This is a genomic window from Leucobacter sp. BZR 635, from assembly GCF_048061935.2.
Classification (GTDB): Bacteria; Actinomycetota; Actinomycetes; order Actinomycetales; family Microbacteriaceae; genus Leucobacter.
Genome location: NZ_JBLUNZ020000020.1, coordinates 1 through 12,420, shown reverse-complemented (window position 1 = coordinate 12,420; position 12,420 = coordinate 1). Strand labels below are relative to the sequence as shown.

Annotated in this window: 10 protein-coding genes and 1 pseudogene; 9 read left to right on the top strand and 2 right to left on the bottom strand. The window is 67.7% G+C overall.

The window, feature by feature from the left end; translation table 11 throughout:
- Positions 1-892: pseudogene (locus tag ACI1US_RS03155) on the top strand (FtsK/SpoIIIE domain-containing protein); the annotation flags it as partial.
- A gap of 73 nt (positions 893-965) precedes the next feature.
- On the opposite strand, the gene ispF reads toward ACI1US_RS03155, so the two are convergent.
- The gene (gene ispF, locus ACI1US_RS03150) at positions 966-1,451 is read right to left on the bottom strand and encodes a 2-C-methyl-D-erythritol 2,4-cyclodiphosphate synthase (RefSeq protein WP_461638086.1); all 486 of its coding nucleotides are present in this window, start codon (positions 1,449-1,451) and stop codon (positions 966-968) included.
- A complete protein-coding gene (locus ACI1US_RS03145; RefSeq protein WP_461638084.1) occupies positions 1,435-2,268 on the bottom strand; it encodes an IspD/TarI family cytidylyltransferase in 834 nt (277 codons plus the stop codon). Before ACI1US_RS03145 ends, ispF begins: the two co-directional genes overlap by 17 nt.
- A 115-nt stretch (positions 2,269-2,383) precedes the next feature.
- On the opposite strand from ACI1US_RS03145, the gene nusA reads away from it, so the two are divergent.
- From nusA to ACI1US_RS03105, 8 genes are all read left to right on the top strand, one after another.
- Positions 2,384-3,379, top strand: coding sequence for a transcription termination factor NusA (nusA, locus tag ACI1US_RS03140; RefSeq protein WP_416550099.1), 996 nt, complete (start codon positions 2,384-2,386; stop codon positions 3,377-3,379).
- A 90-nt stretch (positions 3,380-3,469) separates the two neighbouring features.
- Positions 3,470-3,727, top strand: a complete 258-nt coding sequence (locus ACI1US_RS03135; protein ID WP_416550100.1) for a YlxR family protein — start codon at positions 3,470-3,472, stop codon at positions 3,725-3,727.
- Positions 3,728-3,801: 74 nt separating this feature from the next.
- Positions 3,802-6,582, top strand: a complete 2,781-nt coding sequence (gene infB / locus ACI1US_RS03130; protein WP_416550101.1) for a translation initiation factor IF-2 — start codon at positions 3,802-3,804, stop codon at positions 6,580-6,582.
- 202 nt (positions 6,583-6,784) lie between these two features.
- A complete protein-coding gene (iolB, locus tag ACI1US_RS03125) occupies positions 6,785-7,720 on the top strand; it encodes a 5-deoxy-glucuronate isomerase (protein WP_461638081.1) in 936 nt (311 codons plus the stop codon).
- 48 nt (positions 7,721-7,768) lie between these two features.
- Entirely contained in the window at positions 7,769-9,694 is a 1,926-nt protein-coding gene (gene iolD, locus ACI1US_RS03120; RefSeq protein WP_461638080.1) for a 3D-(3,5/4)-trihydroxycyclohexane-1,2-dione acylhydrolase (decyclizing), read from the top strand.
- Between the two features lie 106 nt (positions 9,695-9,800).
- A complete protein-coding gene (locus ACI1US_RS03115) occupies positions 9,801-10,745 on the top strand; it encodes a sugar phosphate isomerase/epimerase family protein (RefSeq protein WP_461638078.1) in 945 nt (314 codons plus the stop codon).
- Between the two features lie 70 nt (positions 10,746-10,815).
- Positions 10,816-11,826: an inositol 2-dehydrogenase gene (iolG, locus tag ACI1US_RS03110; RefSeq protein ID WP_461638076.1), complete on the top strand. Its 1,011-nt coding sequence runs from the start codon at positions 10,816-10,818 to the stop codon at positions 11,824-11,826.
- A gap of 262 nt (positions 11,827-12,088) precedes the next feature.
- Positions 12,089-12,420: PIG-L family deacetylase (locus ACI1US_RS03105; protein WP_461638074.1), on the top strand; the 332-nt coding region annotated here is incomplete at its 3' end.

The window sequence follows — 12,420 nt, the reverse complement described above, 5'->3', positions numbered from 1 at the left end:
GCGTAATGCTCCGAAGCGTGTGTCGGCGCACGCGCTGCCGCCCGCGGTCGACGGGCGTCCGGTGTACGGCATTGATACTCGCTCCCTTGCAGGGGTCGGCATGCCCACGACCGGCCTCGGCGTCGTCGCAGGGCCGAGCGGGGCGGGGCTGTCAACGGCGACCCGGAGCTGTGTGCGGGCGGTTGAACGATGGGCTGCGGCCCGCGGCGAGTCAGTAGAACGCATACTTCTCACCTTCGCGCGTGAGCGGTGGGAACCCAAAGCCGGACCGGCGGCTTGGGCCGCGCCTGGTCTGCCCGCCGATGACGCGGCTGGGCGCGGCGAAGCGGAGGCGGAGGCAGCGGCACAGTCCGCGGATATTGTGTGGGATCGGGTCGCGCACGGCGTCGAAGCGGTGAGTGGCCTCTCCCGGGCGCTTATCGAAGCCCTTGGCGGGAGGGCACCGCGGGAACCGCCGCGGCTCGTGGGCAGCGTGGGCGGTGGATCAGAGGCTCCGCCTCGCGTTCACGAGGGGGAACGGCTCGCCGCTGCCGGAGAGCCCACCAGAAGCCCGCTTGGGGCAGCCACGCGACGGATCATTGTTGTCGAATGCCCCGCGCAAGCGGAAGACACGGTTGCCCTCCCGCTGTTGGTGGCGCTGGCTAAGACCGCGCGGCACGCCCCGGCGCTCGTCTTATTCGAGTACGAGACGGGCACGGGCGGAGCGGTGTGGGATCTGCTGACCGCGCTGAAACAGCCAACCTGGGGGCTCTCGCTCCAGCCAGACGAGGGGGAGGGGCAGACCCCGTTTCGTGAGCCCCTGGGGAGGGTGACGCGGGCAGACTTCCCTCCGGGTCGCGGCTACGCCATAGAGCGGGGCCGCACCGTTCCAGTGCAGGTGGCGCTCCCGTGAACGCCGTCGCAGCGCCGCTGCTGCTCCGGCTCTGCTTCCGATCCTGCTCCGGTTCCTGGCCCTGGCTCCGGTCCTACGGTCGGCGCGTGACGAGCGCGGTGGCGATCGCGGCGAGCCCCTCGCCTCGGCCAGTGAAACCGAGATGGTCCGTCGTCGTCGCGCTGAGCGACACCGGGGCGCCCACAAGGGCGGTCATCACTCGCTGCGCCTCCTCGCGGCGCGGCGAAAACTTCGGGCGGTTGCCGACGATCTGCACCGATACATTCACCGGCCGAAAGCCCGCAGCGGCAAGCCGCTCAAGCGCGAGCCTGACGAAGCCGGTACTCGCCGCGCCCGCCATCTCGGGATCGTCCACTCCCACCAGCCCGCCGATATCGCCGAGGCCCGCCGCCGAGAGCAGGGCGTCGACGACCGCGTGGCAGACCGCGTCGCCATCGCTGTGTCCGGAAAGCCCGGGTTCCCCGGGCCATTCCAAGCCGGCGAGCCAGAGCGGCGCATCGGCATCGTAGGCGTGCACATCGAAGCCAGAGCCAACGCGAATGTCAGGAAGTGAGGTCAATGGTGTCTCCGCTCTGGGCGCTGAGGAGCGCCTCAAGTAGGGCAAGGTCGCCGGGGGTCGTGAGCTTGTGCGCGAACATGTCCCCCGCTACCGTGCGCACGGTTCCGCCAGCTCGCTGCACGACCTCAGCGTCATCGGTCGGCCCAGAACTGGCCGTGCCGCGTCCGCCAGGGTTGAGCCCGCCAGATCCGAGCCCACCGGGGCTGTTTTCACCAGAACCGAGTCTGTCGTGCGCGGCTGCGAGTCCGAGCCGGGGAAAGCCCTGCGGCGTCTGCACGGCAACGAGGGGTGAGCGGTCGACGGTTTCGTGGACGACCCCGTCCGGGCCGACCCGTTTGAGCGTGTCCGCCACCGGGAGCGCCGGAATCACCGCATCGCCAGTCCGCCGCACCTCGGCGGCAACCCGCTCGAACAGCGCGGCTGGCGCGAGCGGCCGGGCCGCGTCGTGCACGAGAACAACATCGACGTGGCCGGGGAGTGCATCGATCCCGAACCGTACCGACTCGTGGCGCTCGCGCCCGCCCGGGGTCACCGACACGTCCCACGCGGAACCACTGTGCGACACAGCTGCAACGATGTCGAGGGTGTCCGGTGCGAGTGCCGCGGGCACGACGACCACCAGATGCCCTCCGCCCGCAAGCGCGGAGACCGTCGCGAGACAGTGCTCGATGAGCGTGCGCCCGCCAAGCTCGACGAACGCCTTCGGCCTACCGGCCCCGAGCCGCTCTCCCCGCCCAGCCGCGACGAGCACGACGCCGAGGGTTGAGAGCGCGTGCGGCGCGCTGCGTGGCGGCACGAAATCGGGGGCAGCGGTCATTATGCAAGCGTACCGGCAGGCTCACGCCATGGCAGTGAGCTATTCTTGTGGACTACCCGAGCGAGAACACCCGCCGGAACATCTGAATAGACATCTCAATATCCAGGAGGAAACCGTGAAGATTGATCTTGCCATGCTGCGAGGGCTTGAGCGCGAGAGGGAGATCCCTTTCGAGGAGCTCGCCGAGATCATCGAGCAGGCGATTCAGACCGCATATGTGCGGCACGCTGAGAACCAGGCTCTTCCTGTACCGCCGACCGAGGACGTCCGAGTCACGCTCGACCGCAAGAGCGGCGAAATCTCAGTGCTCGTCCCCGAACTCGACGAAGAAGAGAACGTGATCGGCGAGGCGTACATCACCACCGACGAATTCGGTCGTGTCGCATCGAGCGCTGCCAAGCAGGTCATCAACCAGCGCCTGCGCGACCTTTCAGACGATGCTGTGCTCGGGCAGTTCAAGGACAAGGAGGGGCAGGTCGTCTCTGGAGTCATCCAGCAGGGCCCGAACCCCCGTATGGTGCATGTCGATCTCGGAGAGGTCGAGGGCATCATCCCGCCCGAGGAGCAGATTCCCGGCGAAGAGTACGCACACGGTTCGCGTGTTCGTGTCTACGTGACGAGCGTCTCGAAGGGACTCAAGGGCCCCCAGATCGTGCTCTCGCGTACCCACCCGGGCCTCGTGCGGAAGCTCTTCGAACGCGAGGTTCCCGAGCTCGGCGAGGGCCTCGTCGAGATCGTGTCGCTTGCGCGTGAGGCCGGCCACCGCAGCAAGGTCGCCGTTCGCGCCAAGCAGGCCGGGATCAACGCCAAGGGCACCTGCATTGGTGAAATGGGCAGCCGCGTGCGCGCCGTCATGGGCGAGCTCGGCGAAGAGAAGATCGACATTGTCGACTACTCGCCGGAGCTTCCGAAGTTTGTCGCGAACGCCCTGTCGCCCGCAAAGGTGACCGACGTGTTCATGATCAACGAGTCGCTGAAGCAGGTTCGCGCGCTCGTGCCCGACTTCCAGCTGTCGCTCGCGATCGGCAAGGAAGGCCAGAACGCCCGCCTCGCCGCAAAGCTCACGGGCGCGAAGATTGATATCCAGCCCGACTCGATCATGAACGACTGAGTCACAGCGGGACAAAATAGCTCACTGTCCCCGGGTGTTGCTCCGCAGCGGAGCAACACCCGGGGACACGCACGGCTGGAAGCTGGTAAGATGGATCCGATTCGGACTTGCGTTGCCTGTAGGACACGGGCGACGCGCGCGGAACTCCTTCGTGTGGTGGTGCGTGACGGTCATCTGATTGTTGATGAGCGTGCTGTGCTGCCAGGGCGAGGCGCTTGGGTGCACGAGACCGCAGAGTGTATGAATCTTGCAGTGCAGCGTGGGACCTTCGCGCGAGCACTCAGAGCGTCGAGGCAACTCGATGTTCAACCACTAGAGAACAGGCTGAAAATGCTGATGGACAAGTAATGAGCGGCTCACAATGAGACCCGTCCGGTAATTTTGGTTCTCGCCTGTCTGGCGTGAACCCAGACAGGAGAAAAGTGGCTAACCCACGCGTAAGTGAGATCGCTAAAGAGCTCGGTATTGAGAGCAAAAAAGCGGTTGAGATTTTGAATGACGAACTCAATGAGTTCGTGAAGACCCCGTCCTCGACGATCATGCCCCCTACGGTGCGCAAGCTCAAGGCGTTCGTCAAGGACCACCCAGAACTCGTGAAGGCAGGCGAGCCCGCAGCTGACGAGGCACCGGCGAAGGCCGCTGCCCCGAAGAAGCCCGGCGCGCCCAAGCCCGCACGCCCCGGAGCCCCGAAGCCCGGAGCCCCGGCTCCGGCAGCCCCCGCGGCTGAGGCACCGGCGGCCCCGAAGGAAGCAGCTGCTCCGGCAGCGAAGGCAGCAGAGCCGAAGGCAGCTGACGCGAAGGCAGCTGACGCAAAGCCCGCAGCTGCGAAGCCCGAAGGTGACGCAAAGCCCGGTGCTCCCAAGCCCGGTGGCGCTACCAAGGCTGGCGCTCCGAAGCCCGGCGGCCCACGCCCCGGCAACAACCCGTTTGCTTCGAGCCAGGGAATGGGCATTCCCCGTCCCCCGCGCCCCGGCAACAACCCGTTCGCGGCGAACCAGGGCATGGGCGGCAACCGCCCGAACCCCGGGAACATCCCGCGTCCCGCAGCTCCCCGCCCCGGCGGTCCCGGTGCTCCGGGTCGTCCCGGTGGCGGCCCCCGCCCGGGTGGCGCACCTCGTCCCGGTGGCGCTCCTCGTCCCGGTGGCGCAGGCGGCGGCTTCAACCGCCCAGGCGGCGGCCCCGGCGGTGCTGGTGGCCCCGGCGGCGGTTTCGGTGCTCCGCGCCCGGCTGGCGGTTTCGCCGGACGTGGCCGTGGCGGCCGCGGTGCAGGCACGGCTGGCGCGTTCGGTCGCGGCGGCTCCAAGAGCAAGGCACGAAAGTCGAAGCGGGCAAAGCGCGCAGAATTCGAGATGCGCGAGGCACCGTCACTTGGCGGCGTCAGCGTACCTCGCGGCAACGGCACCACGCAGATCCGTCTGCGCCGTGGTGCGTCGCTGTCTGACTTCGCAGACAAGATTGACACGAGCGCATCGAACCTCGTAACCGTCCTTTTCCACCTCGGTGAGATGGCGACGGCGACTGAGTCGCTCGACCAGGCAACGTTCGAGATCCTCGGTGACGAGCTGGGCTACAAGATCCAGATCGTCTCGCCGGAGGACGAGGATCGCGAGCTCCTCGAGGCATTCGATATTGATATCGAAGCCGAACTCGAAGAAGAGGGCGATGACGTGCTCCAGCCGCGTCCGCCGGTTGTCACCGTCATGGGTCACGTTGACCACGGTAAGACCCGCCTGCTCGACGCGATCCGCCAGGAGAACGTTGGCGGCGGCGAGGCCGGCGGCATCACGCAGCACATCGGTGCGTACCAGGTGCACACCCAGCACGACGGCGTCGACCGCGCGCTGACCTTCATCGATACCCCGGGTCACGAGGCGTTCACCGCCATGCGTGCTCGTGGCGCGCAGGTCACCGATATCGCGATCCTCGTGGTCGCGGCGGATGACGGCATCATGCCGCAGACGATTGAGGCGCTCAACCACGCACAGTCGGCGAACGTGCCGATCGTGGTCGCAGTGAACAAGATCGATAAGGAAGCCGCGAACCCTGAGAAGGTGCGTCAGCAGCTCACCGAGTTCGGTCTCGTCTCTGAAGAGTGGGGCGGCGACGTCATGTTCGTCGACGTCTCGGCGAAGAACAACATCGGCATTGCTGAGCTGCTCGAAGCTGTACTCCTCACCGCAGACGCTGGTCTCGACCTGCGTGCGAACCCGGACAAGGAAGCGCGCGGCGTCGCGATTGAGGCGAAGCTCGATAAGGGCCGCGGCTCGGTTGCTACCGTGCTCATCCAGTCGGGTACGCTCCGCGTCGGCGATGCGATTGTCGCGGGCACCGCATACGGTCGCGTGCGTGCAATGCACGACGAGAACGGCGACGCCGTACTCGAGGCGCTGCCGTCGCGTCCAGTTTCGGTTCAGGGTCTGTCCTCGGTGCCCCGCGCCGGCGACAACTTCCTTGTCGTTTCTGAGGATCGCACCGCGCGTCAGATCGCTGAGAAGCGTGAAGCAGCCGAGCGCAACGCTCTGCTCGCCAAGGCTCGCAAGCGCATCAGCCTCGAAGAGTTCACGAAGGCGCTCGAGGATGGCAAGGTTGAGTCGCTCAACCTCATCATCAAGGGTGACGTGTCGGGTGCTGTTGAGGCACTTGAAGAGTCGCTCATGAAGATCGAGGTGGACGATTCGGTCCAGCTCCGTATCCTCCACCGCGGCGTCGGCGCGATCACCGAGTCGGACGTGGATCTTGCCACGATCGACAACGCGATCGTCATCGGCTTCAACGTGCGCCCCGACGTCAAGGCACGCGAGCGTGCTGCGCGCGAGGGCATCGACATCCGGTTCTACAACGTCATCTACAACGCGCTTGATGACATTGAGGCATCGCTCACGGGCATGCTCAAGCCGGAGTACGAGGAAGTTCAGTCGGGCGTTGCGGAGATCCGCGAGGTCTTCCGCTCGTCCAAGTTCGGCAACATTGCCGGTGTTATCGTGCGCTCGGGAACGATCACGCGAAACGCCAAGGCACGCGTCATCCGCGAGGGTGTCGTTATCGCCGACGGGCTCGCCATCGAGTCGCTGCGTCGTTTCAAGGACGACGTCACTGAGGTGAAGACGGACTTCGAGGCTGGTATCGGCCTCGGCAAGTTCAACGACATCCAGCCGGGCGATGAGATCGAGACCACCGAAATGGTTGAGAAGCCGCGCGGCTAACGCGAGGTGATTCCGGGAGGCCGGGGAAGCGAGAGCTTCCCCGGCCTCCCGTCGTTGTTGGTGCGTGCGCGCCGATCTCACTCTGCGGAAAGCTTGCCCTTGTGATGATGTTAGGACATTATGGATTTGCGGGTGCCCGGCGAAGTTCGGTGCGCCTACACTGACAACGACGTAGGTCACCACGGAGGAGGGTTCGCTGGCTATGAGCGACGCGAGTGCACGCTGGTTCCACCGACGCGGAGAGCTCTCCGCTGGCGGCTGGGAAACCGTTGTCGACGAGCGCACACCCGGGTGGCAGCACACCGGGCTGCGCGTCGCGCGCCTCGGGGCCGGCAGCTCGCTCGAACTCGAGCAGACCGGGATCGAGCGCCTGGTGATTCCGCTCTCCGGATCCTTCGCCGTCACGCACCGCGACCACGGGGCGGGTAGCCTGGGATCCGCGCAGGAGACAACGACCGAGCTTGCCGGGCGGGCATCGGTGTTTTCCGGCCCGACCGACGTGCTCTACCTCTCTGCCGCGACGACTGCAACGGTCGCGTCAGCCGCCGGTGGCCGTTTCGCAGTCGCGACCTCACCGACGCATACCCTGTTCCCCACGCGGCGCATTGCGGCCGCTGAGACCCCGGTCGAGCTCCGCGGGGCGGGGGCCTCGAGCCGGCAGGTCCACAACTTCGGCACCCCGCAGGCGCTCGACGCCGCGCGCTTCATCGTCTGCGAGGTCATCACCCCCTCCGAGAACTGGTCGTCGTACCCGCCCCACAAGCACGACGAGCACGTCCCGGGCACCGAGTCGCGGCTCGAGGAGATCTACTACTTCGAGGCGGCTCCGACCGCCGACGCCCCCGCCGCCGCGAGCCCTGACGCAGCCTTCGGTATGTTCAGCACCTACTCCTCCCTGGCAGGTGAGATCGAGATCGACGCGATGGTGCGCACGGGCGACGTCGCGCTCGTACCGTTCGGCTACCACGGCCCCGCCGTAGCGGCGCCCGGCTACGACCTCTACTACCTCAACGTGATGGCGGGCCCGGACGCCGAGCGCGTCTGGAATATCACCGACGACCCGGCGCACGCCTGGGTTCGGGCGACCTGGGACGGGCAGGAGTTCGACGCCCGCCTCCCGTTCAGCGCAGCCAGCTAGCCCGGCCCCGCCCGTTTTCCCGCCCGCAGCCTCAGAAGGAGAGACGCGATGACCACGAGACGAATGACGGTTGGCCAGGCCCTCATCGAGTTCCTCGCCCAGCAGTGGACGGTGGATCGCGACGCGGACGGAACTGAGATCCGGGAGCGCACGATTCCGGGCGTCTTCGGTATCTTCGGGCATGGGAACGTCGCTGGCGTTGGCCAGGCGCTCAAGCAGCTGCATGCCGAGCAGCCTGCGCTCATGCCCTACTATCAGGCACGCAACGAGCAGGCGATGGTGCACCAGGCCGTTGGCTACGCGCGCATGCACAGGCGGCGCGGCACCTACGCCTCGACCGCCTCGGTCGGTCCCGGCGCGAGCAACATGCTCACGGCAGCGGCGCTCGCGACAGCGAACAGGCTCCCCGCACTGCTGCTCCCGAGCGACACCTTCGCGACGCGGGTCGCGGATCCCGTGCTCCAGCAGCTCGAGCAGCCGCACGACATCGGGATAACCGTGAACGACGCGTTCCGGCCGCTGTCGCGGTTCTTCGACCGCGTGCAGCGACCCGAGCAGCTCTTCTCGATCGCTCTCGCCGCGATGCGGGTGCTCACGGACCCCGCCGAGACAGGCGCCGTCACGATCTCGCTGCCGGAGGACGTGCAGGCCGAGGCCCTCGACGTGCCACTCGAGTTCCTGCAGCCCCGCGAGTGGCGCATCCGCAGGCCACTCCCCGAGCGCGACGCGATTGCTGCGGCGGTCGAGGCGATCCGCGCGGCCCGGCGGCCACTCATTGTCGCTGGCGGCGGCGTGCTCTACTCGGGGGCGGAGGAACAGTTGCGGACGTTTGTAGAGGCGACGGGCATTCCCGTCGCGACCTCGCAGGCAGGCGGAGGCGCGCTGCCGTGGGACCACCCGCAGTACCTCGGCGGGGCGGGAGCAACGGGGAGCCTCGCGGCGAACCGGCTCGCGGCAGAAGCAGACCTCGTGATCGGGATCGGCACCCGCTACAGCGACTTCACGAGCGCCTCCCGCACCGCGTTCCAACACCCCAAGGTGCGGTTCCTGAACATCAACGTCGCCGCGTTCGACGCCTACAAACACGGCACGCAGCTCCCGCTCATCGCCGACGCCCGCGAGGCGCTCATGTCGCTCACTGCCGAGCTCGCGGGGGAGCGCGTCGCGGTGGAATATGCCGAGCGGATCGCTACGGAGAACGCAGAGTGGGATGCGCTCGTCGACGGCGCCTTCGAGCCCTCCGGGCGTGAGCTGCCGGGCCAGCCTGAGATCGTCGGGGCCGTGCAGCGCGCCTCTGACCCGCGCGACGTGATCGTGCAGGCGGCGGGCTCGCTCCCGGGCGACCTGCACAAGCTTTGGCGCGTTCGCGACCCGCTCGGCTACCACGTCGAGTACGCCTTCTCATGCATGGGCTACGAGATCGCGGGCGGGCTGGGCGCGAAGCGCGGGCTGCTCGCGATGGGGGACGACCGCGACGTGATCGTCATGGTCGGCGACGGCTCGTACCTCATGCTCAACACCGAGCTCGTGACCGCCGTCGCCGAGGGCATCAAGATCATTGTTGTGCTCATCCAGAACCACGGCTACGCATCGATCGGGCACCTCTCTGAGACTGTCGGCTCCGAGCGCTTCGGCACGAAGTACCGCGCCTACGACGCTGAGAGCCTCAGCTTCCAGGGCGAGGAGCGCCTCCCCGTAGACCTCGCGATGAACGCAAGGAGCTACGGCATGGACGTCTTGGAGGTGCAGCCCGGTGCGACCGCGATCGTAGATCTTCAGGCGGCGGTCGCGACCGCGAAGGCCTCCTCCGGATCGACCTTCATCCACATCAACAGCGACCCGCACGTGTACGCGCCCGACGGCGCCGGCTGGTGGGACGTTCCCGTCGCCGAGGTCTCGACGGTCGTGTCGACGCAGCGCGCGCGGGCAGCGTACGAGCAACGGGTGAAGGCACAGCGGCCCCTGCTCGGCTGAGTGCCGCGGCCTCGCCGCTCGGCATTCGAGCGGTCCGGCCACCCGGGGGACTACCCGGCGTACGGTGTCGAGCGTCACCCACCCACCCGAGAGAGAACGGAATCCAATGCGCGCAACCGTGGCAGGTGCCCCAGTGAGCTTCGGCGTCTTCGAGCTCACGCCGGAGGGGGCTGACACGCTCTCACCCGACGAGATCCTCGAGACGCTCGCCGAAACCGGCTACGCGGGGGTGGATCTCGGCCCGCTCGGGTTCCTCGGCACCGGGGGCGAGCTGCGGGATCGCCTGCGCCGCTTCGGCATGCAGCTCGCGGGCGGTTGGGTGCAGCTGCCGTTCAGCGACGATGCGGCGTTTGCCTCCGCGCTCCCAGAACTTGAAGCCGCGCTCTCGATGTTCACAGAAGCGGCGCTTCTCGCCGAAGAGCTTGGGGCGGCGACGGGGGGAACCGCCCCGGCACTGCTGCCGAAGCCGACGCTCGCGGACTCAGGCTCGGCGCAGCGCGCTGCCCGTCCAGGGCTTGGAGTCGACGGGCTCGATGCTGCGGGCTGGGACCGCCTTGCGCGGAACCTTGAGACTGCCGACGCGCGGGTGCGCGCGGCGGGACTTGAACCCACGTTCCACCACCACGCGGGCACCTTCGTCGAGTCGCCCGAGGAGATCGACAGGCTGCTCGAGCGTGTGCCCGTCGGCCTTACGCTCGATACTGGGCACCTGCTGCTCGGCGGCGGGGATCCGCTTGTCGCCGTCGAGCGCTGGGGCTCTCGCATAAACCACCTGCACCTCAAAGACGTCGACGCGGTCGAGCTGGGGCGCGTGACTGCGGCAGGCGGCGGCATGGTCGACGTCTGGTCATCGGGCGCGTTCACCGCGTTCGGGAGGGGCGACATCGACCTCGCCGCCGTGATGAGCGCCATCGAGGCTTCGGGCTATGAGGGGTGGGTGGTCGTTGAACAGGACGTGCTGCCGGCACCGGACACCCCGCTCGCAGAGTTCCGCGCCCGGCGCGCGGCTGACCACCTGCAGAACCGTGAGGCGCTGCGCCCGTGGTGCTGAGCGCTACCTACAATGACACACCGGGGCCTGGCGCGAGCCCGCGCCAGGCCCCGGGGACAAGGAACACGAGATGACGCACAGCCCGATCCGCATCGGCCTCATCGGCACCGGCCGCATCGGCCAGGCCCATGCAGCAAACATCGCGGCGTCGCCCGACGCGACGCTCGCCCGGGTCGCGGACCCCTTCATCGCGGGCGCGACGGCGGTCACCGAGCGCTTCGGTGGCACAGCGACTGCCTCCGCCGAGGAACTCATCGACTCGGGCGAGATCGACGCCGTGCTCATCGCGTCCCCAACGCCAACCCACGTCGATCTCATCGGGGCTGCGGTTGACGCTGGGCTGCCAGTGCTCTGCGAGAAGCCGATCGACCTCGACATCGCACGCGTCGACGCCCTTGCGCCGCGGGTCGCGGCCTCGGGCGTACCCGTCGCGATCGGCTTCAACAGGCGCTTCGACCCCGCGTTCTCGGCCGTCCAAGCGCGGGTCGCGGCGGGCGAGATCGGCAGGCTCGAGCAGCTCACGATCGTGAGCCGCGATCCCGCCGCCCCGCCCGCGGAGTACGTCGGCGTCTCTGGCGGAATCTTCCGCGACATGACGATCCACGACTTCGACATGGCGCGGTACTTCCTCCCCGACATCGTCGAGGTGACGGCGATCGGCGGCGCGCTGTTCGACACTGGCGCGCAGCAGCACGGCGACCTTGACACGGCCGTCACGACGCTGCGCGCGGCCTCCGGGGCGATCGTCACGATCATCAACTCCCGGCACAGCGCAATCGGCTACGACCAGCGCATCGAGGCCTTTGGAGCCGGTGGCATGCTGCAGGTCGCGAACGCGCCGACGAGCCTCGTCAGCCTCTCGACAGCGGAGACCGTCGAAGCCAAGGCACCGTACCAGGCCTTCTTCCTGCAGCGCTACGCTGCCGCCTACGCGCTTGAGTTTGACGCCTTTGTGCGGCTGGCGCGTGGCGAGGACTCGGCGAGCTCAACCTTCGCGGACGGGCGCGCGGCACTCGTGCTCGCCGACGCTGCCGTGCGCTCGGCGGCTGAGGGGCGTACTGTCGCGGTCGATCTCGGGTAGCAGACATTCCGGGCAGCCCCCCGCTGTCGCCCGCTGTCGCCCGCTGTCGCCCTCGGGGCTCTTCAGCGCGCTCCAAAACAGCGCTCCGCCCTTCGAAGTGATCAGCAAAATGATCAGTTGCGATCAGCTATTTGCCTGCTTTCTTGATTGATGTTGATCACTCTTGCGCATAGCTGTCCACTTTGAGAGGGTAGAACGGGAGCTGGGCCGACACTGCCCCATTCCGCGGGCCCCGAGCCCCGTCTACTTCAAGGAGGAAGTTGTGCACAGATACCGACCGAGAGCCCTCGCGGGCCTGCTGTTGGCGGCGGGGCTCATTGCTCCCCTCGTCGGAGCCAGCCCCGCAGTCGCAGCCGACGAAGAAGTTGAGCTCGCCCTCGGGAAGCCGTCGGTTGCGACCGAGGTGAACCGCGACAAGATCGACGTGCTGAGCATCTGGGCGCACCCTGACGACGACGCGGGAACCGTGACGCCGTGCGGCGTCTGGAACGACAAGTTCGGCGTGCGCTGCGGCATCGTCATGGCGACCCGCGGCGAGGGCGGTTCAAACTCGGTCGGCTCGGAGGCGGGCACCGACCTCGGCTTGCGCCGCGA